The organism is Pseudomonas sp. DW-iso17 (assembly GCF_058725345.1).
This window is the reverse complement of the sequence record NZ_JBZXEA010000011.1, coordinates 77,863-103,616: the sequence shown is the minus strand read 5'-3', so window position 1 is coordinate 103,616 and position 25,754 is coordinate 77,863. Positions and strand designations below refer to the sequence as shown.

Annotated in this window: 23 protein-coding genes; 9 read left to right on the top strand and 14 right to left on the bottom strand. The window is 61.2% G+C overall.

Going from position 1 to position 25,754, the window contains the following annotated elements; all coding sequences use genetic code 11:
* Positions 1-130: 130 nt before the first annotated feature.
* The gene (gene fdhA / locus AC4PS6_RS08360) at positions 131-1,330 is read left to right on the top strand and encodes a formaldehyde dehydrogenase, glutathione-independent (RefSeq protein ID WP_014720230.1); all 1,200 of its coding nucleotides are present in this window, start codon (positions 131-133) and stop codon (positions 1,328-1,330) included.
* Positions 1,331-1,525: 195 nt separating this feature from the next.
* On the opposite strand, the gene AC4PS6_RS08355 is transcribed toward fdhA, so the two are convergent.
* Entirely contained in the window at positions 1,526-1,984 is a 459-nt protein-coding gene (locus AC4PS6_RS08355; protein ID WP_019817428.1) for an anti-sigma factor domain-containing protein, read from the bottom strand.
* A 136-nt stretch (positions 1,985-2,120) separates the two neighbouring features.
* Here AC4PS6_RS08355 and AC4PS6_RS08350 point away from each other — a divergent pair, with 136 nt between their 5' ends.
* On the top strand, positions 2,121-2,693 hold the full coding sequence (locus AC4PS6_RS08350) for a DUF2780 domain-containing protein (protein WP_020302147.1): 573 nt from the start codon (positions 2,121-2,123) through the stop codon (positions 2,691-2,693).
* 173 nt (positions 2,694-2,866) lie between these two features.
* The gene (locus AC4PS6_RS08345; protein ID WP_336826814.1) at positions 2,867-3,145 is read left to right on the top strand and encodes a hypothetical protein; all 279 of its coding nucleotides are present in this window, start codon (positions 2,867-2,869) and stop codon (positions 3,143-3,145) included.
* A gap of 33 nt (positions 3,146-3,178) precedes the next feature.
* Here AC4PS6_RS08345 and yihG read toward each other — a convergent pair whose 3' ends face one another.
* A complete protein-coding gene (gene yihG / locus AC4PS6_RS08340) occupies positions 3,179-4,075 on the bottom strand; it encodes a 1-acylglycerol-3-phosphate O-acyltransferase, YihG family (protein ID WP_014720227.1) in 897 nt (298 codons plus the stop codon).
* A 171-nt stretch (positions 4,076-4,246) separates the two neighbouring features.
* On the opposite strand from yihG, the gene rloA2 reads away from it, so the two are divergent.
* The 4 genes from rloA2 to creD are packed head-to-tail and all read left to right on the top strand — an operon-like array spanning position 4,247 to position 8,264.
* On the top strand, positions 4,247-4,747 hold the full coding sequence (gene rloA2, locus AC4PS6_RS08335; protein ID WP_014720226.1) for a retropepsin-like aspartic peptidase RloA2: 501 nt from the start codon (positions 4,247-4,249) through the stop codon (positions 4,745-4,747).
* Between the two features lie 8 nt (positions 4,748-4,755).
* Positions 4,756-5,424 carry a two-component system response regulator CreB gene (creB, locus tag AC4PS6_RS08330; RefSeq protein ID WP_019817425.1) on the top strand — a complete coding sequence of 223 codons (669 nt, stop codon included), beginning with the start codon at positions 4,756-4,758 and terminating at the stop codon, positions 5,422-5,424.
* On the top strand, positions 5,424-6,863 hold the full coding sequence (gene creC / locus AC4PS6_RS08325; RefSeq protein ID WP_336826813.1) for a two-component system sensor histidine kinase CreC: 1,440 nt from the start codon (positions 5,424-5,426) through the stop codon (positions 6,861-6,863). The genes creB and creC overlap by 1 nt, the downstream gene beginning before the upstream one ends.
* 51 nt (positions 6,864-6,914) lie before the next feature.
* Complete coding sequence (gene creD / locus AC4PS6_RS08320; protein ID WP_336826812.1) at positions 6,915-8,264, top strand: cell envelope integrity protein CreD; 1,350 nt, start codon at positions 6,915-6,917, stop codon at positions 8,262-8,264.
* Positions 8,265-8,471: 207 nt separating this feature from the next.
* Here the strand turns inward: creD and AC4PS6_RS08315 are convergent, their stop codons facing one another.
* From AC4PS6_RS08315 to AC4PS6_RS08280, 8 genes are all read right to left on the bottom strand, one after another.
* The gene (locus AC4PS6_RS08315) at positions 8,472-9,101 is read right to left on the bottom strand and encodes a glutathione S-transferase (RefSeq protein WP_336826811.1); all 630 of its coding nucleotides are present in this window, start codon (positions 9,099-9,101) and stop codon (positions 8,472-8,474) included.
* 161 nt (positions 9,102-9,262) lie between these two features.
* Positions 9,263-9,445 (bottom strand): hypothetical protein, encoded by a 183-nt coding sequence (locus AC4PS6_RS08310; RefSeq protein WP_014720221.1) that lies wholly within the window; start codon positions 9,443-9,445, stop codon positions 9,263-9,265.
* Positions 9,442-10,545 carry a PepSY-associated TM helix domain-containing protein gene (locus AC4PS6_RS08305; protein WP_020302152.1) on the bottom strand — a complete coding sequence of 368 codons (1,104 nt, stop codon included), beginning with the start codon at positions 10,543-10,545 and terminating at the stop codon, positions 9,442-9,444. Before AC4PS6_RS08305 ends, AC4PS6_RS08310 begins: the two co-directional genes overlap by 4 nt.
* Before the next feature lie 62 nt (positions 10,546-10,607).
* Positions 10,608-13,037 (bottom strand): TonB-dependent siderophore receptor, encoded by a 2,430-nt coding sequence (locus tag AC4PS6_RS08300; protein WP_336826810.1) that lies wholly within the window; start codon positions 13,035-13,037, stop codon positions 10,608-10,610.
* Positions 13,038-13,244: 207 nt separating this feature from the next.
* The gene (locus AC4PS6_RS08295; RefSeq protein WP_020302154.1) at positions 13,245-14,213 is read right to left on the bottom strand and encodes a FecR domain-containing protein; all 969 of its coding nucleotides are present in this window, start codon (positions 14,211-14,213) and stop codon (positions 13,245-13,247) included.
* Complete coding sequence (locus AC4PS6_RS08290) at positions 14,210-14,728, bottom strand: RNA polymerase sigma factor (RefSeq protein ID WP_003194824.1); 519 nt, start codon at positions 14,726-14,728, stop codon at positions 14,210-14,212. Before AC4PS6_RS08290 ends, AC4PS6_RS08295 begins: the two co-directional genes overlap by 4 nt.
* Before the next feature lie 154 nt (positions 14,729-14,882).
* On the bottom strand, positions 14,883-15,590 hold the full coding sequence (locus AC4PS6_RS08285; protein ID WP_336826809.1) for a 3'-5' exonuclease: 708 nt from the start codon (positions 15,588-15,590) through the stop codon (positions 14,883-14,885).
* On the bottom strand, positions 15,587-17,509 hold the full coding sequence (locus tag AC4PS6_RS08280; RefSeq protein ID WP_492180823.1) for a putative nucleotidyltransferase substrate binding domain-containing protein: 1,923 nt from the start codon (positions 17,507-17,509) through the stop codon (positions 15,587-15,589). The genes AC4PS6_RS08285 and AC4PS6_RS08280 overlap by 4 nt, the downstream gene beginning before the upstream one ends.
* Positions 17,510-17,755: 246 nt before the next feature.
* On the opposite strand from AC4PS6_RS08280, the gene AC4PS6_RS08275 reads away from it, so the two are divergent.
* Positions 17,756-18,202, top strand: coding sequence for a response regulator (locus AC4PS6_RS08275; RefSeq protein WP_019817416.1), 447 nt, complete (start codon positions 17,756-17,758; stop codon positions 18,200-18,202).
* Positions 18,203-18,361: 159 nt separating this feature from the next.
* On the opposite strand, the gene AC4PS6_RS08270 is transcribed toward AC4PS6_RS08275, so the two are convergent.
* Positions 18,362-20,539, bottom strand: a complete 2,178-nt coding sequence (locus tag AC4PS6_RS08270; RefSeq protein WP_019817415.1) for a malate synthase G — start codon at positions 20,537-20,539, stop codon at positions 18,362-18,364.
* Positions 20,540-20,859: 320 nt separating this feature from the next.
* Between AC4PS6_RS08270 and AC4PS6_RS08265 the strand changes: the two genes are divergently transcribed.
* Complete coding sequence (locus tag AC4PS6_RS08265) at positions 20,860-21,372, top strand: glycine cleavage system transcriptional repressor (RefSeq protein ID WP_003194815.1); 513 nt, start codon at positions 20,860-20,862, stop codon at positions 21,370-21,372.
* Between the two features lie 222 nt (positions 21,373-21,594).
* On the opposite strand, the gene rarD is transcribed toward AC4PS6_RS08265, so the two are convergent.
* From rarD to AC4PS6_RS08250, 3 genes are all read right to left on the bottom strand, one after another.
* Positions 21,595-22,479: an EamA family transporter RarD gene (gene rarD / locus AC4PS6_RS08260; protein WP_020302157.1), complete on the bottom strand. Its 885-nt coding sequence runs from the start codon at positions 22,477-22,479 to the stop codon at positions 21,595-21,597.
* A 207-nt stretch (positions 22,480-22,686) separates the two neighbouring features.
* Positions 22,687-23,661, bottom strand: a complete 975-nt coding sequence (locus AC4PS6_RS08255) for a serine/threonine protein kinase (protein WP_003194811.1) — start codon at positions 23,659-23,661, stop codon at positions 22,687-22,689.
* Positions 23,662-23,822: 161 nt separating this feature from the next.
* Positions 23,823-25,721, bottom strand: a complete 1,899-nt coding sequence (locus tag AC4PS6_RS08250; protein WP_020302158.1) for a PhoX family protein — start codon at positions 25,719-25,721, stop codon at positions 23,823-23,825.
* Positions 25,722-25,754: the final 33 nt, after the last annotated feature.

Below are 25,754 nucleotides of genomic sequence, written 5' to 3'. Positions count from 1 at the left end.
CACGGTGGGAGCTGGCTTGCCTGCGATGAGGCCCTTACAAGCAACACAAGAAACAGCATCTGTACCCGAGCACTTAACGCGCTGCCCCAAGGGCAACGCAGTTCCATAAAAACAACAGCGAGGTGAAAGCATGTCTGGTAATCGTGGTGTCGTGTATCTCGGCAACGGCAAGGTCGAAGTACAGAAAATCGACTATCCCAAAATGCAGGACCCGCGCGGCAGGAAGATTGAGCACGGCGTCATCCTGCGCGTGGTCTCCACCAACATCTGCGGCTCCGACCAACACATGGTGCGCGGCCGCACCACGGCCCAGACCGGCCTGGTGCTGGGGCATGAAATCACCGGTGAAGTGATCGAGAAGGGCAGCGACGTAGAGAACCTGAAAATCGGTGACCTGGTCTCCGTGCCGTTCAACGTTGCTTGCGGGCGCTGCCGCTCGTGCAAGGAACAACACACCGGCGTGTGCCTGACCGTCAACCCGGCCCGTGCCGGTGGTGCCTATGGCTACGTCGACATGGGCGACTGGACCGGTGGCCAGGCCGAGTACGTGCTGGTGCCGTACGCCGACTTCAACCTGCTGAAACTGCCGGATCGCGACAAGGCCATGGAGAAAATCCGTGACCTGACCTGCCTCTCCGACATCCTGCCCACCGGCTACCACGGCGCTGTTACTGCCGGCGTCGGCCCAGGCAGCACTGTCTATATCGCCGGTGCCGGCCCGGTGGGTCTGGCGGCTGCCGCCTCCGCTCGCTTGCTGGGTGCAGCGGTGGTGATCATCGGCGACGTCAACTCGATCCGTCTGGCCCACGCCAAGGCCCAGGGTTTTGAAGTGGTCGACCTGTCCACTGACACCCCGCTGCACGAACAGATCGCCGCGTTGCTCGGCGAGCCGGAGGTGGACTGCGCCGTGGACTGCGTGGGCTTTGAAGCACGCGGCCACGGCCACGACGGCGTCAAGGCCGAAGCCCCTGCCACGGTGCTCAACTCGCTGATGGGCGTGGTGCGCGTGGCGGGCAAGATCGGTATCCCAGGTCTGTACGTGACTGAAGATCCAGGTGCGGTCGATGCCGCCGCGAAAATGGGCAGCCTGAGCATCCGCTTTGGTCTGGGCTGGGCCAAATCCCACAGCTTCCATACCGGGCAGACGCCCGTGATGAAGTACAACCGTCAACTGATGCAGGCGATCATGTGGGACCGTATCAACATCGCCGAAATCGTCGGTGTGCAGGTGATCAGCCTGGATGATGCGCCACGCGGGTATGGCGAGTTCGATGCGGGTGTGCCGAAGAAGTTTGTGATTGATCCGCACAAGTTGTTCAGCGCTGCATAAGCATTGGCCAAATGAAAAGGGCGACCCATGGGTCGCCCTTATTCGTTGCCTGGAGCCAATTTTCAACGCACTGATGAGCCAATGTGGGAGCGGACTTGCCCGCGATAGCGGCTAATCAGTCGACATCTATGTCGCTGACCCACCGCAATCGCGGGCAAGCCCGCTCCCACAGTTTGAAACGAGTGTGCGGCCCGATCAGCGAGTGGCCAATGCACCCTGGTAGACGGTCGGGCCTGTTGGCTGCTTGCTCACCGAACCACCCTTGGTTTCCGAGCTCACCATCAATTCCACCGGCTTGCTGATGGTTTCCTGTTGGCGTGGGTTCAGGCCGATGATGCCTTTGCCATCCTCCGGCAACAGTCCAAGGGACACCGGTGTGCCGTCTTTGGGAATCGCCCAGAGTTCAAGGCTCTGGTCCGGTGCTGGTGCCGTGGAGGCAATCGGTTCTACTTCCAGGTAGTCCTTGTGGGCCATGATCTGTGCGGCCGGCTGTTGGGTCGTGGTCACCAATGTCGCCGCGGATTTGACGCTGTCCTGGGTGTAGAGCGCGCCGCCGATACCGGCAACCACCACCACGCAGGCGCCGATGAACAGGCGAGGGCGGCTCCAGAACGCAGGCTTGTGCTCAATCACTGGGGGTTGGATCGCAGTCATAAGTCTCTTCTCGACAAATTCTATAGTCAGTTCATGGACCCGCTTATCCTCGATGGGTTCCTGAGGGGCTCCGGAACAACCGACGGGTTACCCAGTCCAACGCCTGCTTTTACCCCTATACCCAGAGGTTGTTTCGATGAAGATTTCACGCGGTTTTGCCCTGTCCTGCCTGTTGACCGTGGCCGCTGGCCCGGTGTTCGCAGCAGGTTTCAGCCTTGGCGATGCAGCCAACGCCATTTCCGGCATGCAGGGTGGCAACAACAAGGCCGCTGCCGCCGCGCCTACGTCGGAGACGGCCGACCTGCTGACGGCCTTGACCTCGCAACTGAACATCACCCCCGAGCAAGCGGTGGGCGGCACGGGCGCCATGCTGGGCCTGGCCAAGAACAAACTCAGCGGCAACGACTTCTCGCAGTTGAGCAGCACTGTGCCGGGTCTCGACAAGTTGTCAGGTAATAACGCATTGGGCAGCCTCGGTGCCCTGAGCGGGATGCTCGGCCAAACCGGCGGCAGCAAGACCAGCGGCCTGGACGGCCTATTGGGCAATGTGAAAAGCACCAATGACTTGAACACCGCCTTCAGCGCCTTGGGCATGGACAGCGGCATGATCGGCCAGTTTGCCCCGGTAATCCTGAAATACCTCGGCGGCGAGGGCGCCAGCAGCTCCGTATTGGGCAAATTGGCTCAAGCCTGGGGAACCGGTAGCTAGTTACCTGCGCAAAGGTCGTTTTTATAACGAGCAAGACTGAAATGTCATACCGGTAAATATCACAAGGTTGTAGGGAACCGTAAGAAGCAAGACACCACAATAAAGGTACCTTCCAAGGTCTCGTTTACGACGACCTTGGAAGGTTTCATTAATGACCTATGAGTGGTGGCGTTTTGAATATCAACGGGACACAAACTCCAGACATCAAAAACTATTTCAGTCCGCCTCCTCTTTCACGCAGTGGCGCTGATGATCAAGCGTTGCGCTCGCGCCTGGAAGAGATGGGGATTCACTCTGACAGCTACACAGCATCGGCGAGTCGCTTCAAAAAAAATGTCGAAGATCTGTCGCCTGGGCTTCGTTCTATTGTGCTGGGTGGAATTGATAATGCTTGGTCAGCGACAGCTCTGTTCAACGGCCTTGCCCGAAAGCACCCTTTCCGCTGTCTATAGTCAGGTTTCGTAGCATCTTGCGGGGCCAGGCGGTCATCGTTGCTCCCCACTGTTCTCCAGCAGTTCGTGAATTCGACGGTCCTTTTCCCTCCAGAGCTGGTTGACCCAGTTCTGGAGGGTCTGGCGAAACGCCGGATCGTTCTCGTAATCCCCTTGCCACAACGCCGGGTCCAGCTCGCGGGTGCGGATATCCACGATCACCTTCGGCACCGCGCCGCTGATCAGGTCCCAGAACCCTGGAATCTTTTGTTGTGGGTAGGCCACGGTCACGTCGAGTACCGCGTCCAGCTGTTCACCCATTGCTGCCAGCACAAACGCCACGCCGCCTGCCTTGGGCTTGAGTAGTCGAGTAAAGGGTGAACTTTGCTGCGCACGCTTGGCCTCGCTGAACCGCGTGCCTTCCAGGTAATTGACCACCGTCACCGGCTGACGCTTGAACAGCTCGCAGGCCTCTTTGGTGATTTTCAGATCCTGCCCCGCCAGCTCCGGGTGCTTGGCCAGGAATGCCTTGGTGTAGCGCTTCATGAAGGGGTAATCCAGCGCCCACCAGGCCAGGCCGAGGAAGGGCACCCAGATCAGTTCTTTTTTCAGGAAGAACTTGAAGAACGGCGTGCGCCGGTTCAATGCCTGGATCAGCGCGGGAATATCGACCCAGGATTGGTGGTTGCTGATCACCAGGTAAGAGGTATCGCCGCGCAGGTCTTCGCCACCGCGAATATCCCATTGGGTGGGGATGCACGCGGCGAAGATCAGCTTGTCGATCTCGGCCCAGGTTTCGGCGATCCACATCACCGCCCATGAGGCATAGTCACGCGAGCGCCCTGGCGCCACCAGCTTGAGCAGGGCGAAGACCATCAAGGGGCCGATCAGGATCAGCGTGTTGACTAACAGCAGCAGTGTAACCAGACAGCCGGTGAGCAGGCGGCGCATAAGCAACTCTTGGAATTCTGTGGGCGGGCCATGATAAGCAAGGTGAGTCTAGAGGCCAAATCGCAAAATGCCGCACGAATGTTTCACACTGTGCGCGATATGCTCGCTCAGCCAACTAAGTGCCGTGTTTGCGGTCTAGACTCCGCCCACTTCTTTCGAGGAAATCCTGCCGTGAAATTACTCCTTGCCGCGTTCGCCCTGGTTGCTGTGCCTGTCATGGCCGCCGAACCGACCCTCTACGGTCGCTACGAATACATCCAGTTGCCGGAGATCGGCCAGACGTTCAAGGCCAAGATGGACACCGGCGCGCTGACCGCCTCGCTGTCGGCGCGCGACATCGAAACCTTTCAGCGCGACGGCGATGACTGGGTGCGCTTCCGCCTCGGCGGTGAAGACGCGGGTAACAAGGTCTATGAGCACAAGGTGTCGCGCATCAGCAAGATCAAGAGCCGCGCCGACGAAGACGATGACAAGGACGAAGCCAGCGTGGCCAAGCGCCCGGTGATCGATCTGGAGATGTGCCTGGGCGACGTCAAGCGCACCGTCGAGGTCAACCTCACCGACCGCAGCAGCTTCAACTACCCGCTGCTGATCGGCGCCAAGGCCCTGCGTGAATTTGGCGCTGCGGTAAACCCGGCACGTCGCTACACTGCCGACAAACCGGACTGCTGATCGAACCCATGCCGCACATCCTGATTGTCGAAGACGAAGCGGCGATAGCCGACACGCTGATCTTTGCCCTGCAAGGCGAGGGCTTCACCACCACCTGGCTGACGCTCGGCCAGGCGGCGCTGGAGCATCAGCGCCAGACCCCGGCTGACCTGATCATTCTCGACATCGGCCTGCCGGACATCACCGGCTTTGAAACCTGCAAGCAATTGCGCCGCTTCAGTGAAGTGCCGGTGATGTTCCTCAGTGCGCGGGATGCGGAGATCGACCGGGTGGTGGGGTTGGAGATCGGTGCCGACGATTATGTGGTCAAGCCTTTCAGCCCGCGGGAAGTGGCGGCGCGGGTCAGGGCGATACTCAAGCGGGTCGGCCCGGGTGTGGCGCCAACCCTGTTCCAAGTGGATCTGGAACGCATGCAGATTCTCTATCGTGGCCAACCCTTGAGCCTCACGCGTCATGAGTTCCGCCTGCTGCAAAGTCTGCTGGACCAACCCGAGCGCGTGTTCAGCCGCGAACAACTGCTGGATGCGGTGGGCGTACCCTTTGATGCCGGTTATGAGCGCAATATCGATAGCCATATCAAGAGCCTGCGCAGCAAGCTCAGGAGTGTGGCGGCGGATGCCGAGCCGATCCAGACCCATCGCGGCCTCGGCTACAGCTACAGCCCGAGCCACAGCTGATGCGCCTTGGGCTGCGGATTTTCCTGGTGTATGCGCTGTTTATCGGCCTGACCGGCTACTTCGTGCTCAACACCGTGATGAAGGAAATCCGCCCCGGCGTGCGCCAGTCCACCGAAGAAACATTAGTGGACACCGCCAACCTGCTGGCTGAAATCCTGCGTGCAGACGTTAAAAACGGCACCCTCGGCCAGAGCCATTGGCCCGAGCTGCTCAAGGCCTATGGCAACCGTCAGCCGGGTGCGGTGATCTGGGGGCTGCCGAAAAACCAGGTCAACCATCGCATCTACGTGACCGACGCCACAGGCAGGGTATTGCTCGACTCCAGCGGTGAAGCAGTCGGCCAGGACTATTCGAAATGGAACGACGTGTACCTGACCCTGCGCGGCGAATACGGTGCGCGCTCCACCCGCAGCGACGCAGACGACCCCACCTCATCGGTGATGCACGTGGGGGCGCCGATTCGTGACAACGGGCAGATCATCGGCGTGGTCACCGTAGCCAAGCCCAACAGCTCGTTGCAACCCTACGTGGATCGCACCGAGCGGCGCCTGCTGTGGTACGGCGCCGGGCTGGTCACCCTCGGGCTGCTGCTGGGCGCGCTATTGTCGTGGTGGCTGACGGCGGCCCTCAGACGCCTTACCGCCTATGCCGAAGCCGTGAGCGAGGGCCGCCGCGCCGAGTTGCCGCATTATCGCGGCGGCGAGCTCAAGCAGTTATCCACCGCCGTGGAGCACATGCGCACGCAGCTGGAAGGCAAGGCTTACGTAGAGCGCTACGTGCATACGCTGACCCATGAATTGAAGAGCCCGCTGGCGGCGATTCGGGGTGCGGCGGAGCTGTTGCAGGGCGACATGAGCCGTGAGCAGCAGCAGCGGTTTGTCGGCAATATCGACAGCGAAAGTGCGCGCCTGCAACAGCTGATCGAGCGCCTGTTGAACCTGGCCCAGGTGGAACAGCGCCAAGGTCTGGAAGAGCAGTCGAGCATTTCTTTGGCAGCCCTGGTTGAGGATGTGTTGAAGGCTCAATGTGCGCGGGTCGAAGGCGCCGGCTTGCACGTCGAGCAGGCCATCGCTCCCGATGTGCGGGTATTTGGCGAACCTTTCCTGCTGCGCCAGGCCCTGGGCAACCTGCTCGACAACGCTCTGGATTTCACCCCACCCGGCGGCACGCTGAGGTTCAGCGCGCAGGTGCGGCATCACGAGGTGCAGGTCAGCCTGTTCAACCAGGCGCAGGCGATTCCCGACTACGCCTTGCCGCGCCTGAGCGAGCGTTTCTACTCGCTGCCGCGCCCGGCCAGCGGGCGCAAAAGTACGGGCCTGGGGCTCAACTTTGTCGAGGAGGTGATGAAGCTGCACGGCGGCTCGTTGCAGATCGGCAACGTACCGGGCGGCGTGCAAGCGGTGCTGCATCTCCACACAGTCTCCACATTGCCCACATAAATCCCCCATACCGACTGGGCAGACTCTCCCCATCAAAACAGGGAGAGACCCATGAACCGCAACCTGCTTTTCAAATTGGGCGCGATTGCGCTGCTGATCCTGCTGTTGCTGATTCCATTGTTGATGATCAACGGCATCATCAGCGACCGTCAGCAACTGCGCGACGGCGTACTGATGGACATTGCCCGCAGCTCAAGCTTTGCCCAGCGCCTCACCGGGCCGGTGATGGTGGTGCCGTTTCGCAAGACGGTGCGCGAGTGGAAGCTCAATGAGAAGCTCAACAAGCGCTACGAAGAAACCCGTGAAGAACGCGGCCGTCTGTATTTCCTGCCGGACCGTTTTGAGCTCGACGGCAAAGTGCAAACCGAACTGCGTGCGCGGGGCATTTACCAGGCGCGGCTGTTCCATGCCGACAACCGTATCAGCGGGCGTTTCGAGTTGCCGGCGCAGTTGGGGATCACCGAAGACTTTGCTGACTACCGCTTTGAACCAGCGTTTCTGGCGGTGGGGATCAGCGATATTCGTGGTATTGAAAACGCGTTGAAGCTGGAACTGGGCGATCAGCGCCTGGAGTTCTCGCCGGGTTCGCAAGTGGACTGGCTGGGTGAGGGCGTGCATGTGACGTTGCCTGCGCAAGACGGCAAGAAAGCGGCCGTGCTGGACTTCGCCTTCGACCTGCGCCTGCAAGGCACCGAACAACTGCAAGTGGTGCCCGTGGGCAAGACCAGCCAGGTATCACTGGCGTCCAACTGGCCGCACCCGAGTTTTATCGGCAACTTCCTGCCGGCTCAGCGTGAAGTTACCGACCAAGGCTTCAGCGCCAACTGGCAGACGTCCTTCTTCTCCACCAACCTGGAACAAGCCCTGCAGAACTGCCTGGACGGGCAAGGCTGTGAAGATTTCAGCAACCGCAGCTTTGGTGTGAACTTCATCGACCCGGTAGACCAGTACCTCAAGAGCGACCGGGCGATCAAATATGCGTTGTTGTTTATCGCGCTGACCTTCGCTGGTTTCTTTCTGTTCGAAGTGCTCAAGAGTCTGGCGGTGCACCCGATTCAGTACGCCTTGGTGGGCGTGGCGCTGGCGTTCTTCTATCTGTTGCTGTTGTCGTTGTCCGAGCATCTGGGCTTTGCCATGGCCTATCTGATATCGGCCAGCGCCTGTGTGGTGTTGATCGGCTTCTACGTGTGCCATGTGCTGCGCAGCGTCGCCCACGGCCTGGGGTTTTCGGCAGGGTTGGCGGCGTTGTATGGCTTGCTGTACGGCTTGCTCAGTGCCGAGGATTACGCACTGTTGATGGGCTCGCTGCTGCTGTTTGGCCTGCTGGGTACGGTGATGGTGCTGACGCGCAAACTGGATTGGTATGGGGTGGGCAAGCGTAAGGTGGGGGAAGTGCAATGATCGGGCTGCGCGAAGATCAGCGGATGAAAGCGAGGATGGTCAACTTCCTCAATCACACCGCCTCTCACTGTAGGAGCGAGCTTGTGGTGGCGAGCAAGCTTGCTTGCGCTGGGGTGCGAAGCGCCCCTGATAAAGCCGGCTCCAGCTGCGCTGTCGAGCGGGAGCAAGCTCCCTCGCCACAACAAGCTCGCTCCTACAGGGGGCTGGTCAAACCGGGGGTTGGGTCTGCTGCATCGAAGCCCGCTGGTTGACTTCGGCGTACCAGGCGGCGAGCTTGGGAGTGTCCGAGCGCCACTGCATATCCGGATGGCGAAAGTCGATATAGCCCAGGGCACAGGCCACGCTGATGGCGGCGACGTCGAAGTGGCTGGCCAGTTCGGCAATGGCGTCCCGCTCCAGCTCGGCGAGGGCGCGGCGGATCTTGTTGCGCTGTTCATCCAGCCAGGGAGCCCAGTGTTTTTCTGGCGGGCGCATGGCGGTCTCGTAACGTACCAGCACGGCGGCATCCATGATGCCGTCAGCCATCGAGGCCAGGGTCAGGCGCCGCCAGCGGGCCGAGCCGTCGCGGGGGATCAGCGGGTTGCCGACATGCTGGTGGTCGAGGTAATCGAGAATCACCCGGCTGTCGTGCAATACCGAGCCGTCGGCCAGGCGCAGGGCCGGGATCTTGCCCACGGGGTTGCCTTGCAGCACTTCGGCATCCGGGTTGACCGGCGTGGGCAGGCACGCGTGCAGGGCCACACGATCCTGCTGGCCGGTCTCGATCAGCAGCACGCGCACTTTACGCACGAAGGGCGAAGCGGGGTTGTGGAACAAGGTCATGCTGGGGGCGGACATGGGCATTCCTCGAGGTGAAGTGTGGCTAGCCTAGAGGGTTGTGCGGTGCCTGGCGAGGGGCCGCGTTGTTTTTGCGGGCCTCATCGCAGGCAAGCCAGCTCCCACAATGGACTGTGTTCACAGGTCAAAATGTGGGAGCTGGCCTGCCTGCGATAGCGACCTCAGGCGCGCCGCTTAACCAACCCCCATACCCCCATCATTGCCGGTATCCCGAGCCCGATCCAACTCAACGAATCCCACCACCCATCGCCCAGCAACGCCGCAAACAACCCGGCGGCACTGAGCAGGCCGATCCCCAGCGGGATGGCAAAGACCTTCCAGACATTCGACTGCCGCGGCTTCATACCTTGGCCGCCTTGCGCCGTACGATCCATAAGTAAATGCCGCTCACCAGCACGATGATGGTCAACACATCCAGCACCGCCCACAGGACCTTCATTGGCATGCCGCCGTAATCACCGAAATGCAGGGGTTGGGACATGCCCATGGCGTCCATGTACCAAGGCCGTTCGGCGATGGCGGTGACGGCCAGGGTGCTGGCGTCGATCAGCACCGGGGTCAGCAAATGGGAGGTCAGGTGGGTGCTGCCCTTCATGAACACGGCGTAGTGATGTTCGCTGGAAAAACGCGTGCCGGGGAAGGCGATAAAGTCTGGCTCCATACCCGGAGCGGCCTTGGCGGCAATGCTCAACAACTCGGTGGCGGGCGCGCGTTGGGTCAGCGGCGGGGCGTTCTTGTAAGGTTCGATCATGGCGCTGAGGCTGTCCTGGCGCCAGGCGGCGATGATCAGGTCGGCGCAGGCGCTGATCACGCCGGTTACCCCCACCACCAACGCCCAGGTCAAAGTGACCACGCCGATCAGGTTGTGCAGGTCGAGCCAGCGCAGGCGAGTGGACTTGTCCTGGCGCACGGTGGCGAACTTCAAGCGGCGCATGAACGGCAGGTACAACACCGTGCCCGAGATAATCGCCAGCACAAACAGAAGGCCCATGAACGCCAGCAACAACTTGCCCGGCAACCCGGCAAACATATCCACATGCAGGCGCAGCAGGAACAGGGTCAGCCCGCCATTGGCTGCGGGGGTTTCCACTGCTTGGCCAGTGCGGGCGTCGAGCATGAAGGTGTGCGACGAGTTCGGCTCAGTGCCGGCTGTGGCCGCCATGATCGCGATCACACCGTTCTTGTCGTCTTCGTCCCAGGCAAGGTACTGCATGGCCTCGCCGGGGCGATGGGCCTGGGCTTTAGCCACAAGCTGCTCAAGGTTGAGCCGGGGCGTATCGGCGGGCATCTGCGCCAGTTCGGGTTCATTGCCCAGCAGGTGGTCGATCTCGTGGTGAAACACCAACGGCAGGCCGGTGAGGGCGAGCAGCAGCAGGAATACGGTGCAGATCAGGCTGGTCCAGGTGTGGATGAAGGACCAGCGGCGGATGGTTTTGCTTTTCATTGTCTAGCCTTCAGATGCACCAAAGCCGCCCTGTTGGGCGGCCTGGTGGTTAGCTCAGCTGATTACCACTGGTAGGTGGCGCTGGCGACGACGCTGCGTTGGTCGCCGAAGTAGCAATAGGAGCCATCGCAGGTGGAAATGTAGTCTTTGTTAAACAGGTTGGTCGCGTTCACTTTCACCGACGCGCCCTTGAGGCTGTTGTCCAGGCGACCGAGGTCGTAATGCACCGCGCCGTCGAACACGGTGTAGGCGTTGGCCTTGCCGGCCCAGGTATTGGCCTGGTCGCCGTAGGTGTTGCCGGTGTAGCGGGCGCCGAAGCCGATACCGAAACCGTCGAGGGCGCCGGTGTGCCAGGTGTAGTCGGTCCACAAGGATGCTTGCTGATTAGGCATCAATTGCAAGCGATTGCCTTTGTACTGACCTTTTTGCACTTCGGACTTGGCCAGGGTGTAGGCCGCGATGACCTTGAGGTTTTCGGTCACATCAGACACGGCTTCCAGCTCCAGTCCCTTGACCTTTACTTCTCCGGTCTGGTCGGTCACGGAGGCGCCACCGGACTGGAAGCTGGTGACTTGCACGTTCTTCTGGGTCAGGTCGTAGACCGCCGCACTCAGCAGGGTGTTGGAGCCGGGTGGCTGGTATTTGATCCCCAACTCCCACTGCTTGCCTTCCGTCGGCTTGAACGACTGGAGGGGGTCGACGCTGGCGTTGCTCGCAGGCTGGAACGACTCGGCGTACGAGAGGTAGGGGACAAAGCCCGAGTCGAACACATAGCTCAGCGCCGCGTTGCCACTGAAATTCTTGCTGCGGTCGGTATTGGTCGCGTCGTTCTTGTTGAAGTAGGTGGTGCCCTGGTGCACCCAGTCTTCACGACCACCAAGAGTCAGGCGCCAGTTGTCCAGGGCCATCTGGTCCTGCACGTAAAGGCCGGTCTGCACGGTTTTCTGGTTGTAATCGTAGAACGCGGTAGAGCGCGCCGGGCGCACGATCGGCTGGCCATAGACCGGGTTAAAGATGTTCGTGGTGCCACCGTCGCCGAAAATCGCCAGGTACGAGGTGTCGGTGCGTTGATGATCCAGGCCCAGCAGCACGGTGTGGGAGATGTCGCCAGTGGCGAAGTCAGCCTGGAAGTTGTTGTCCACCGCGAACTGGCTGATGTCCTCGTCCACATTGGTCGAAGAGCGGCTGATGTCGCCATTGGCGTCGGCGGGGGAGAAGGCAAACGAGCCTACCGTCAGTTGCTGGAACGCCAATTCGGATTTGGTGTAGCGCAGGTTCTGCTTGAATTGCCAGGTATCGTTGAAGCGGTGCTCGAACGCGTAGCCCAAGGCGTAGTAGGTGCGGTCGTAGAAGTCGTAGTCCGGGTCGCCGAGGTTCTTGTGGTGGGAAACCTCGCCTAGCGGTGATTTGATTTTGGTGCCCTGGATCGGCAGGAACTGGCTGGTCGCCCCGGTATCGTCACGGGTGAACTGTGACAGCAAGGTCAGCTTGGTATCGGTGTCGATATTCCAGGTCAAGCTCGGTGCGATGTTGTACCGCTTGTTGTCGATGTGATCGACCTGGGTACCGGCATCGCGTACCACGCCGCCAACGCTGTAGAGAAACTGGCCCTCATCATCGATCTTGCCAGTGCTTTCGAAATTGATCTGGCGATAGTTGTCACTGCCGTATTGCATCTGGATGGCGTGGCTCGATTCAGCGCTGGGGCGGCGGCTGACCATATCCAGCAGGCCGCCCGGAGGGGTCTGGCCATAGACTGACGAGGCCGGACCGCGCAGCAGGGCGAGGCGGTCGAGGTTCCAGGTTTCGGCTTTCGGGTTGGCGTACACGCCACGGGGCAGTGGCAGGCCATCGAGGAATTGCGTCGGCTCGAAGCCGCGTACGCGCATCCAGTCGTAACGGGTGTCGCTGCCGTAGCTGGCAGACACAATACCGGGCATGTATTTGACCGCATCGTCGAGGTTCTGCACGTTACGGTCCTGCATTTGCTCGCGGGTGGCTACCGAGATCGAGCGTGGTGCCTCGACCAGCGCAGTATCGGTTTTGGTGCCGGCGGCGGTGCGCTTTGCTACATATCCTTCCACCGGCCCCCAAGCGCTTTCATAGCTGCCTTGGCCGGTGATGTTGGTGGTCGGCAAGGCAACGACGCCCTCCGGGACCGGCATCAGGGTGTAAGTGCCCGCACTGCTCTGCTCCAACTGCAACCCCGTCCCCCGCAAGGCTTCCCGCAACGCGCCCTGCGCATCGAACTGGCCTTTGACCGGTGCCGAGGTCTTGCCGGCGGCGAGTGCGGGGTTGAGGGTCAGCGCCAGGCCGGCCTGGCTGGCGATCTGGTTCAGGGTGGTGGCCAGGGGCGCAGCGGGCAGGTTATAGGCGCGCACACTGGAGGCTTGTTCGGCGGCGATCAGCGGGGTGCTGGCGAGCGGGGCGCTGAGGGCGATCGCCACGGCTAACAGGCTGGGGCGCAACAAGGTGTCTAGCGTGCGGGACATAAGGGCGGCTCCTGAATGGAAATATTTCTCAATTGCCTAGGTGCCGAGCGAGAATCGAAAAGTGATAGGGATGAGTGAAAATATTTTTCGCAGGTGTGCTTGAGGGCCTCATCGCAGGCAAGCCAGCTCCTACAGTTGAAGGTGTTCGCAATTCGAAATGTGGGAGCTGGCTTGCCTGCGATAGCAATCGCCCAGGCGCTGCAGGACCTAAGGCTTACCCTTGACGGTCACCCACCACGGCGTGTGCTGCTCGATCTGCACCGGCAAAGTCGGCAACAGCGCATTCAATGCCAACGTGGTGTCATGCAGCGGGAAACTGCCGGTGATGCGCAGGTCGGCCACGTTGTTATCCACCCCCAGGTAGCCGGTGCGATAGCGCGCCAATTCCTCGATCACATCCCCCAGCCGAGCGTTGTCCACTACCAGCATGCCGCGCGTCCAGGCATCGGTGGCCGGGGTGACGGCCAGCAACGGGCCAAGGCCGTCGCTGCGCATCAGCACCTGCTGGCCCGCCTTGAACACCTGTTCGTGGTGCAACGCCTCGGGCTGGGCGGCCACGGCTGACTGCAACACACTCAGGCGCGTAGCGTCGTCTTCGCGCTTGACGATAAACCGAGTACCCAGCGCCCGCAGGCTGCCGTCGCGGGTTTGCACGTAGAAAGGGCGTGAATCGTCGTGGCCGGTTTCGACGAGAATCTCGCCTGCCTGCAACACGATCAAGCGGCGTGTTTCGTCGAAGCGCACATCAATGGCGCTGTGGGTGTTGAGGTTGATCCGCGTGCCGTCCGCCAGCTTCAGCGTGCGCTGTTCACCGGTGGCCGTGCGCTGGTCGGCCAGCCAATAGTGAATAGGTACGTAACGCTCACCGGCAAACAGCGCTAGGCCGCACACCAGCACGATACTGGCCAGGCCCCGGCCCAGTTTGCGCACGCGCTGGCGAATGCCGTGGCGCGACTGCAGCAGCGCCGCCCGAGCCGGGCCCGAGGCCCCGCTGAAACGCTGGTCGAGCATGCCCAACTGGCGCCAGGCGCGGGCGTGTTCCTCATCACTGGCCAGCCACTTGCTGAACTCTTCCTGTTCCACCGCGCTGCCGTCGCCCGAGTCGAGGGACAGCTGCCAGGCAATCGCGGCATCCAGCACGCGCGACGACACCGGTTTGGAGCCGATCGCGGTCACGACGGCTCGCCATACAGTGCGATGTAGCACTGGCGAATGCCCTGGGCCAGGTATTGGCGCACGCGGGGCACCGACACGCCCAGGCGCTGGGCGATTTCGGCATGGCCCAGGCCGTCGAGGCGGTTATAGAGGAACGCGGCGCGGGCCTTGCTCGACAGTTTGCCGAGCAGGCGGTCGATGGCCTTGAGGTCTTCGAGGATCAGTTGCTGGGCTTCCGGCGAAGGCTGTTCGCTTTCCGGGATCAGCATCAATTCGGTGAGGTAGGCCTGTTCCAGGGCCGCACGTCGGAAATAGTCGAACAGCAAACCCTTGGCGATGGCCACCAGGAACGCCCGCGGTTCGCGGGGCTCGCGCAACTCGTCACGGCCCAGCAGGCGCATGAAGGTGTCCTGGCTCAGGTCTTCGGCGCGGCTCGGGCACGCCACGTTGCGTCGCAGCCACGCCAACAGCCAGCCACGGTGGTCGCGATATAACGCACCAACAAGCTCACTGCGTGGGGTCTGGACCGACGACAAGGCATCACCGAATAAACAAGAGGTTTAAACTAACGAGAATTATTCGCGATTGTGTCAGAGGCGTAGGGTGGGCGCAATTGGCGTCTGTCGGGTGATCGTTCCCACGCTCGGCGTGGGAATGCATCCCGCGATGCTCCGCGTCGGGCGCGAAGCGTTAAAGGGAAGGGGACTGTTTGCGTCGTTTCCATTGGGCCAAACGCTCATTCAGCGCCTGGGGCGTATCGATCTGTTGCTGCCGCGCCCGGCTGAACAGGATCAACATCAGCTCCGCCGTCGCCAGTGCATCGGCGCTGGCATGGTGGCGTTCGCCAGCCTGTAGCCTGAAGTGGTTGAGCCAATCATCCAGCCCGGCCTCGCGGATATGCGCCTCAGGGCACAACAGCGGAGCCAGGTCTGCCACATCCAGGAATGGATGGGCCAGGCGATACCCCAGGCTGTCCTTGAGCGCCCGGCACAGCATGTGTTGATCAAACGGCGCATGAAAAGCCAGCAGAGGGCTGTCGCCCACGAACGCCATGAAATCCAGCAACGCCTCGGCCGGGTCGCTGCCGGCGGCAATTGCACTGGGCCCCAACCCGTGGATCAGCACACTGGGGCTGAGCTTGGTGTCGGTGCGCTGCAGGGTGCGTTCGAACAGTTGGGAGAAATCCACCGCACCGTCTTCGATGACCACGGCGCCGATGGACAGCACCTGGTCGCGGTGAAGGTTCAGGCCGCTGGTTTCCAGGTCCACCACTACCCAGCGCTGGCTGCGCAATGGGCCGTTGCCCAGTTCGGCGGGCTTGGGTAAATGCTCCAGGCGCTGCTGTTGCGCGGGGTTGAGCCCGGGCTTTTTCGCGCGCAGCCAGCCAAACAAACTCATAGCTGATACCGCAAGCTCAGGCTGCTTTGCAGGCGTTGGGCCTGGCGCAGGGACTCACGCAGGATGCGCCGGTCCAGGTGGTTGAGGCTGTCGGGGTCGACGCGGTTGGAATAGGGCAGGTTCTCGCGGGTCTGCAATTGGTGCTGCTGCATGCGGGTCTGCTGGATAAAGTGGTAGGCCTCTTCATAGGCGGCGCCATCCAGGGGTTCGATCACGGCCTTGTCCACCAACTGGCGCAGGCGTTCCAGGGTGTTGTTGGCGTGGATGCCATTGGCCAGGGCCAACAGGCGCGCGCCATCTACAAAAGGCGTAAGGCCCTGCACCTTGAGGTCGAGGGTGGCCTTTTCGCCATTTTTGCGGGTCAGCACGAACTCGCGAAAACGCCCTACCGGCGGGCGTCGTAGTAGCGCGTTTTCGGCCAGCATGCGTTGGAACAAGCGGTTATCCGCCACCTGATCGAGAATGCCCTGGCGCAGTTGCTCGCAACCGCGCTCTTCGCCCCACACCACGCGCAAGTCAAAATAGATGCTTGAGCCCAGCAGGTTTTCCGGCGTCGCCTCACGAATGAACGCGCCGAAGCGCCGCGCCCACTCCACGCGGGACAAGCACAGCTCGGGGTTGCCGGCCATGATATTGCCCTTGCACAGGCTGAAGCCGCACAGCGCCAGGCTTTGGTTGATGTGCTGCGCCAGCGGTAGCAAGCGCTCACGCCTTTCGGCGGCTTCGACGGCGTCCTTGGCCTCGAACAGGATGCCGTTGTCCTGGTCGGTGTACAGCGTTTGTTCGCGGCGGCCTTCGCTGCCAAAACACAGCCAACTGAAGGGCACGCCGGAGTCGCCTTTTTCCGCGAGGGTCAGCTCGATCACCCGGCACACGGTGTGGTCGTTGAGCAGCGTAATGATGTGGGTGATCTGGGTGGATGAGGCGCCATGGGCGAGCATGCGCTCTACCAACTGGCCGATTTCACCGCGAATCGCCACCAGGTTTTCCACCCGGGGCGCGTTGCGGATGGTGCGGGCCAGGTGCACCAGGTCCACACGCTGCAAGGAAAACAAGTCACGCTCGGAGACCACGCCACACAGGCGCTGGTCTTGCACCAGGCACACATGGGCGATATGCCGTTCGGTCATGGCGATGGCCGCGTCGAACGCGCTGTGCTCCGGGCTCAAGTAAAACGGCGCCTGGGTCATGTGCCCGGCAATGCTCTGGCTGAAGTCGCTGGCGCCATCGGCGACCACCTGGCGCAGATCGCGCAGCGTGAAGATGCCCAGGGGCGCCTTGTGTTCGTTGACGATCACAATGCTGCCGACTTGCTGTTCGTGCATCAAGGTCACCGCTTCGCGCAACGCTGTGTGCGGGCTGCAGGTGACCGGGTGGCGCATGGCCAATTCACCCAGGCGGGTATTCAAGGAGTATTGGGTGCCGAGAGTTTCCACGGCTTTTTGCTGTACCTGCTGGTTGACCTGGTCGAGCAGGCTGCTGACCCCGCGCAAGGCGAAATCACGAAACGGGCTGGACAGCGCGAACAGCTTGATAAAGGCCGGTTTGTTCAATTGCAGGCAGAAGGTGTCTTCAGCGGCTTTGTGTTCTGTACGGGTCGCGCGCTCACCCAGCAAGGCGGCGAGGGGGAAGCATTCGCCGGTGGCGATTTCAAAGGTGGTGTCTGCCGAGTCTGGCCGTTCACCCACGACCCGCCCCTGCTTGACGATATAAAAGTGCTCGACCGGGCCGCCCGACGGTTTGAGGATGCTGTCGCCGGGGCCGTAGAAACGCAGTTGGCACTGTTCCACCAGGAAGGCCAGGTGCGCCTGTTCCATCTGGTTGAACGGCGGGAAGCGTTGCAGGAATTGCAGGGTGCCGTGGATGTTCTGCAACACAGCGGTTTTACCCGCCTGTGCGAATGCATCAGCTTTACTCATAACAGTGACCGCAGTGTTTTTGTCGTTATCGTGCTGCATGGTCGACTCCTGCGCAGTGGGTGCCCATTGGACGTAAGTCTAGGTCGAGGAATACCGCGCAAAACTAGGGAAAAACCTTACATGACAATCGTCCAAAACCCGTAGAAAGCCCACTAGGCAAACTTTCCGACGAAGTGCACATTGTTCGCCCTTCCGCAGATGTCTGACGAGTGTGCTGGGAGATTGATGAGAACTGCTGAGAAACGTATGTCCGACCACGATATTTTGAGTGATGCCGAGCGCGAGGCGCTGAGCGCCGTGATGCTGGAGCCCGATTTACCCCCCCAACGCGTTTTGATCGTGGACGACGACAAGGACGCGCGTGAATTGCTGGCGGAAATCCTTGGGCTCGATGGTATTCGCTGCATGACTGCCGAAAGTGGCGAGGCTGCGTGGGATTTGTTGAAGACGAGCAGTTCCATCGGTTTGCTGATCACCGACCTGCGCATGGCGCCCAGCAATGGCCTGGAATTGATCCGCCAGGTGCGTGAGTCCACCCGTGCGGCGTTGCCGATCATCATCATGTCTGGAGACGCGGAAGCGCCGGATGTGATTGATGCGATGCATTTGAGCGTGGTGGATTTCTTGCTCAAGCCGATTGATAGCGTGAAGTTGGCGAAGTTGGTAAAGCGGGAGTTGGGGATGGTGCCCTGAGTGTGGGGTGACTGGCCTGGCCTCTTCGCGGGTAAGCCCGGCTCCCACATTTGAAATGCATCCCCCTGTGGGAGCTGGCTTGCCTGCGATTCAGGCAACGCGGTCTAACTGACACACCTGATAAAAAAGCCCCGATCTTTCGATCAGGGCTTTTTTCCATTACAGGCCGTTCTTGGCCTTGAACTCCCGACGCCTGCGATGCAACACCGGCTCGGTATAGCCATTGGGCTGCTTGGTCCCTTCAATCACCAACTCCACCGCTGCCTGGAACGCGATGTTGCTGTCGAAGTCCGGAGCCAGTGGGCGGTACAACGCATCCCCGGCATTTTGACGGTCCACCACCGGCGCCATGCGCTTGAGGCTGTCCATCACTTGAGCTTCGTTGACGATGCCGTGGCGCAGCCAGTTGGCGATGTGCTGGCTGGAAATGCGCAGGGTGGCGCGGTCTTCCATCAGGCCGACATCGTTGATGTCCGGCACCTTGGAGCAGCCCACACCCTGGTCGATCCAACGCACCACATAGCCGAGGATGCCCTGGGCGTTGTTGTCCAGTTCGTTGCGGATCTCTTCTTCGGACCAATCGGTGTTGCTGGCCAGAGGAATGGTGAGGATATCGTCCACCGAAGCGCGCTCGCGCTTGGCCAGTTCGGCCTGGCGGGCAAACACATCAACCTTGTGGTAGTGCAACGCATGCAGGGCCGCAGCGGTCGGCGACGGTACCCAGGCGGTGTTGGCACCGGCCAACGGATGGGCGATTTTCTGCTCAAGCATCAAAGCCATCAGGTCGGGCATGGCCCACATGCCTTTACCGATCTGTGCACGACCTTGCAGGCCGGTGCTCAGGCCGATATCGACGTTCCAGTTCTCATAGGCGCCGATCCATTTTTCCGCCTTCATGGCCGCCTTGCGCACCATCGCGCCGGCTTCCATGGAGGTGTGGATTTCATCACCAGTGCGGTCGAGGAAACCGGTGTTGATAAACACCACGCGCTCGCTGGCCGCCTTGATGCAGGCCTTGAGGTTGACCGTGGTGCGGCGCTCCTCGTCCATGATCCCGACCTTGAGGGTATTGCGCGCCAGGTTCAGCACCTCTTCGATGCGACCGAACAGTTCGTTGGTGAACGCGGCTTCTTCCGGGCCGTGCATCTTCGGTTTCACGATGTACACAGAACCGGTACGGCTGTTCTTGCGGGTGTTGTTGCCGTTGAGGCTGTGGATCGCCGCCAGGCTGGTGATCAGGCCGTCGAGGATGCCTTCGGGTACTTCGTTGCCGTCTTTATCGAGGATCGCGTCGATGGTCATCAAGTGGCCAACGTTGCGCACGAACAACAGCGAACGGCCGTGCAGGGTCACGTCGCTGCCATCCACGCCGGTGTAGACGCGGTCAGGGTTCATGGTGCGGGTGAAGGTCTGGCCGCCCTTGGCCACTTCTTCGGCCAGGTCGCCCTTCATCAGGCCGAGCCAGTTGCGGTAGATCACCACTTTGTCATCGGCGTCGACGGCGGCCACAGAGTCTTCGCAGTCCATGATGGTGGTCAGCGCGGCTTCCATCAGCACGTCTTTGACGCCTGCGGCGTCCGTTTGGCCGACTGGGGTGCTGGCGTCGATCTGGATTTCGAAGTGCAGGCCATTGTGCTTGAGCAGGATCGCAATCGGCTCGGCCGCAGGGCCCTGGAAACCGATCAACTGGGCATCGTCACGCAGGCCGCTGTTGCTGCCGCCTTTGAGGCTGACGATCAGCTTGCCATCGACGATTTTGTAGCCGGTGGAATCGACATGGCTGCCGGCGCTGAGCGGTGCGGCCTCGTCGAGGAAAGCGCGGGCGAAGGCAATGACCTTGTCGCCACGCACTTTGTTATAGCCCTTGCCCTTCTCGGCGCCGTTGGCTTCGCTGATGGCGTCGGTGCCATAGAGCGCGTCGTACAGCGAGCCCCAGCGCGCATTCGAGGCATTGAGGGCGAAGCGGGCGTTCATCACCGGCACGACCAGCTGTGGGCCGGCCATGCGTGCGATCTCATCATCGACGTTTTGGGTCGAGGCCTCAAAGTCTGCGGCTTCTGGCAACAGGTAGCCGATGTCTTGCAGGAAGGCTTTGTAGGCCACCGGGTCATGGGCCTGGCCGGCGTGGGTCTGGTGCCAGGTATCGATCCGCGCCTGGAAGTCGTCGCGTTTGGCGAGTAGGGCTTTGTTCTTCGGGGCCAGGTCATGGATGACCTTGTCGGCACCGGCCCAGAACTGGTCGGCAGTGATGCCGGTACCGGGAATGGCTTCGTTGTTCACGAAGTCGAACAGGACTTTGGCGACCTGCAGGCCACCGACTTGAACGTGTTCAGTCATTGCTTGCCTCACTCTGCGGAGCTTATGCGCTTTATCAGATTTTCATTATGTAGTGCACGGTTGGGCATACTACATGATGACTTGCGGTTGTGAAAATTAGACTAAATACGTCGTTTAGCGACCCACTTTGGTCGTACGGTCACAGCGGAGAACCAGATGTTCTCAAAAAACTATTGGATTGTTCCAGATAAATATAAAAATGGTACACGATTTGTCTGGGGGAGCTGGCTTGCCTGCGATGGACGTTGACGATCACGCGTCCCTTCTGGATAAACGCGGCATGTCTATAATCGAGGATCAACCAACCGAGGGACTGCGCCATGGACCATCTTGTACTCACTATTATCGCCGCCGACAAACCCGGCCTGGTTGAACGCATCGCGCAGAACATTGCCAGTCATGGTGGTAACTGGCTGGAAAGCCGCATGGCGCACATGGCCGGGCAGTTTGCCGGGATCCTGCGGGTGAGCGTGCCGAGCGAGCAGCGCCAGGCATTGGTGGGGGCATTGGAGGATTTATCCACCCATGGCATTCGCGTGTTGGTGGGTGAGGGCAGCAGCGGCCAGGCATCGGCGTCCAAGCCGATCCTGATGACCCTGGTGGGCAATGACCGCTCGGGCATCGTGCGTGAGATCACCGCGCTGCTGAGCCAGCAGGGCGTCAACCTGGAACGCCTGAGCACCGATGTGCGCCCGGCGCCCATGAGCGGTGACCCGCTGTTCAACGCCGAGGCGTTGTTGCAAGTGCCGGCCACGCTATCGCTGGAAACCCTGCAAGAGGCTTTGGAAACCTTGGCCGATGACTTGATGGTGGAGTTGCGTCAGGAGGAATAACGATCCGCAAGGTTATGCAGGGAAATCTTGCATGGGCCTGTGGATAACCTGTAGAGACCCGACGCCAGGCCACGTCCGCCGGCCTTCTGCGCAAGTTGAGCAAAAAACGAGCAGTTTCAAGGGCTTGTGCACAAATGGCGGGGATCAGGTTGTGGATAACCTTGGGGTCGAACGCTACAAGCCACGAAAGCCGTGGCTTGTAGAGGTTTGTACGTTATTTGATCAGCGTTTACGCACGGTCAGCCAGGCATCCAGGCTGTACACCACCAACCCGGCCCAGATAAAGGCGAAGGCGATCAGCGTGCTCGGCGCCAGGTGTTCACCGAACAACAGCACGGCTTCGAGCAACACCAGCGTCGGCGCCACATACTGCAAAAAGCCCAGGGCGGTGTAGGGCAAATGCCGTGCAGCGGCGTTGAAGCACACTAGGGGAATCAGCGTCACCGGGCCTGCGGCCACCAGCCACCAGGCCTCTGAGGTGCTCCAGAACGCCAGTTGCGCGCTGTGGGCGGTCGGGTTGAACAACAACCAGGCGACGGCAATGGGTACCAGCATCCAGGTTTCCACCACCAGCCCTGGCAGCGCCTTGACCGGCGCCTGCTTGCGGATCAAACCGTAGAAGCCGAACGTCAGCGCCAGCGCCAGCGACACCCACGGCAGGCTACCGACTTGCCACACCTGCTGCGCCACACCTATCGCTGCCAACCCCACCGCTACCCATTGCAAACGGCGCAAGCGCTCGCCGAGGATCAGCATGCCCAGCAGCACATTCACCAGTGGGTTGATGTAGTAACCCAGGCTCGCTTCAAGCATGCGCCCGGTGTTCACCGACCACACATAGGTCAGCCAGTTAGCGGCGATCAACGAACCGCTGAGGGCCAGGATCGCCAGGCGCTTGGGGTTGTCGCGCAGTTCGCGAAACCAGCCGGGATGTTTCCACACCATCAGCAACAGCCCACCGAACAGGGCCGACCACAACACGCGGTGCACGATGATCTCGGCGGCGGGCACGCTGGCGATGGCTTTGAAGTAGAGCGGGAACAGACCCCAGATGACATAGGCGCTCAGGCCCAGGATGTACCCCTTGCGGGGGTTGGCGGCTTGCATTGCAGAATCCTTGCTTAGGCAGCTAACAAAGCGCAATTGTAAGGATATTTGTCAGACAACGCTCGTTCCCACGCTCTGCGTGGTAACGCCGCCTTGGACGCTCTGCGTCTGCTCTTAAATCGTGACGCGGAGCGTCACAGGATGCGCGCCCACGCAGAGCGTGGGGGCGAGCATGGACAGCCAGCTCCCACAGGAGGCAGGGCCAGGTCAGAAGAGCTTCAGCGGTTCTTCATTGAGCGCCGACAGTTGCTCGCGCAACGCCAGCACCTGGTCACCCCAATACCGTTCGCTGCCAAACCACGGAAAGCTATGGGGAAACGCCGGGTCGTCCCAGCGTCGTGCGAGCCAGGCACTGTAGTGCATCAAGCGCAGGGCGCGCAGCGGCTCGATCAGCGCCAGTTCGCGCGGGTCGAAGTCGTGGAATTCCTGATAGCCGTCCATCAGCTCCGAGAGCTGGCCGAGGCATTCCTGGCGGTCACCAGCCAGCATCATCCACAGGTCTTGCACCGCTGGGCCCATGCGGCAGTCATCCAGGTCGACGATATGGAACATCTCGTCGCGGCACATCATGTTGCCGGGGTGGCAGTCACCGTGCATACGGATGTTCTTGTGCGGCGTGGCCTTGTAAACCTCTTCCACACGCTTGAGCAAGTCGCGGGCCACGGACTCGTAGGCCGGCAACAGGCTTTTGGGAATGAAGTTGCCTTCAAGCAAGGTGGTGAGGGAGTCGTGACCGAAATTCTTCACCCCCAGGGCTTCGCGGTGTTCGAACGGGCGGGTGGAGCCCACCGCGTGCAAACGCCCCAGCAGTTGCCCGAGCCGGTAAAGCTGATCGAGGTTGCCTGGCTCCGGCGCCCGGCCGCCACGGCGGGGGAACAGGGTGAAGCGGAAACCTGCATGTTCGAACAGGCTCTCGCCGTTGTGGACCAAGGGGGCGACCACCGGTACATCGCACTCGGCCAGTTCGAAGGTGAAGCGGTGTTCTTCCAGGATCGCCTCGTTGGTCCAGCGCTGGGGGCGATAGAACTTGGCGATCAGCGGTTCGGCGTCTTCGATGCCCACTTGGTACACGCGGTTTTCGTAGCTGTTGAGCGCCAGAACCCGCGCGTCGCTGAGGAAACCGATGCTTTCGACGGCGTCGAGCACCAGGTCTGGGGTGAGTGTTTCAAACGGGTGGGCCATGCGAACTCCTGCGCGCAGCAGGGCGCCGCGTCCGGCCGGGTATGGTAACAGCATAGATAGCCGGTGGTTGTGCGGACGCCTTCGCAGGCAAGCCAGCTCCCACACTGGCATGTATTTACACATCGAAATGTGGGTGCTGGCTTGCCTGCGATAGCGGTCTATCAGGCGCCTACGATCCCGCCATCATCCCGCCGAATCGCCATCACCGAAGACCGGGGTTTGCCATTGGGCAGGTGTTCCGGCCAGGTCGAACCACCGGTTTCCCCTGGGTGCTGAATGCCCACGAACAAGGTTTTCTGGTCCGGCGAAAAGCTGATCCCCGTCACTTCACACGCCACCGGCCCCACCATGAAGCGACGGATTTCACCCGTGCTCGGGTCGGCGCACAGCATCTGGTTATTGCCCATGCCCGCAAAGTCGCCGGCGTTGCTGTAGTCGCCATCGGTCAGGATCCACAGGCGCCCGGCTTTGTCGAAGCCCAGGCCGTCGGGGCTGTTGAACATGTTTTGCGGGTTGATGTTGGACGAGCCGCCCTTGGGGTTACCGGCATGCACGCCGGGGTTGCCGGCCACCACGAACAGGTCCCAGGTGAAGTCCGTGGCACCGTGGTTATCGGCGTCGGCTTTCCAGCGCAGGATCTGGCCGTAGACGTTTTTCTCCCGTGGGTTGGGGCCGCCCGCCGGCTGGCCCTCTTCGCCGCGCTTGGCGTTGTTGGTCAGGGTGCAATAGACCTGGCCATCGGTAGGGCTGACCACGATCCATTCCGGGCGGTCCATGCGTGTGGCTTTCACCACGCTGGCGGCCAGGCGCGCATGAATCAGCACCTCGGCCTGGTTAGCGAAACCGCTGCTGGCGTCAATGCCGTTTTTGCCATGGGTGAGTTCGACCCACTGGCCTTTGCCCTTGGGGTGGTCGGCGTTGCCGTCGCCCGCGTCGAAGATCGCCACGTACAAGGTGCCGTGGTCGAGCAGGTCTTTGTTGGCCTTCGGGTTGTTGTGGTTGATCTGATCGCGGCTGATGAACTTGTAGATGAATTCACCGCGTTCATCGTCGCCCATGTACACCACGGCGCGGCCGTCACGGGTTTCGGCGAGGGCCGCGTTCTCGTGCTTGAAGCGGCCCAAGGCCGTGCGTTTTACCGGGGTGGATTGCGGATCGAACGGGTCGATTTCCACCACCCAACCATGGCGATTGAGTTCGTTGGGGTTCTTGGCCATATCAAAGCGCGGGTCGTGCTGATGCCAGTTAATGTCCTTGCTGGCGGCCACCACGCCGTAGCGCTTCTGCCCTGCGTCGAAGGTTTGCTGCGGGTTGCTGCTGCCGAAGCAGTCGGTGAAGTTTTCTTCGCAGGTCAGGTAGGTGCCCCACGGGGTCTTGCCGTTGGCGCAGTTCTGGAACGTGCCGAGGACTTTTTTGCCGCTCTTGTCGGCGGTGGTTTTCAGCCAGTCATGGCCGGCGGCAGGGCCACTCAAACGGATCGGCGAATTGCCGTGGATGCGCCGGTTGTAGCGTGAATCCTGGACGAATTGCCAGGTGTCGCCCTTGCGGCGTACTTCGATCACCGACACGCCTTCGCTGGCCAGGGCCTTGCGCACGTCTTCGGCCGATTGTGGCGCGCCGCCGTGGGCGTAGAGGTAGCGATAGTTGGTGTATTCGTTGTTGATCGCCATCAGCGCGCGGTTGTCGTCACCGGGGAATGGAAACAGGCTCATGCCGTCGTTGTTGTCGCCGAACTGTTGTTCCTGAGCCTTGGCGGTGCCATGGCCGGACGGGTCGAAAGCCGGGGCGTTCTTGTGCAGGGGCTGGCCCCAACTGATCAACACCGAAGCACTGTAGCCCGGTGGCAGGGTGATGGTGTCGCTGGTGGCGGCGGCGATGCTGGTGAACCCCAGCAACGGGCTGGCGGTAGCGGCATTCACGGCCAGGGCGCTGCGGCTCAGCAGGTTGCCGCCGAGGAACATCGCGGCGCCGCACAGGGCGCCTGCGCCGATAAAGCGACGGCGGGTCAGGCCCACCATCTGTTCAAGGTCGGTGGCTTGGTTTTCTTCTAATAGGCTCATCACAGGCTCCTTAAGGTTTTTGCAGACACCTTA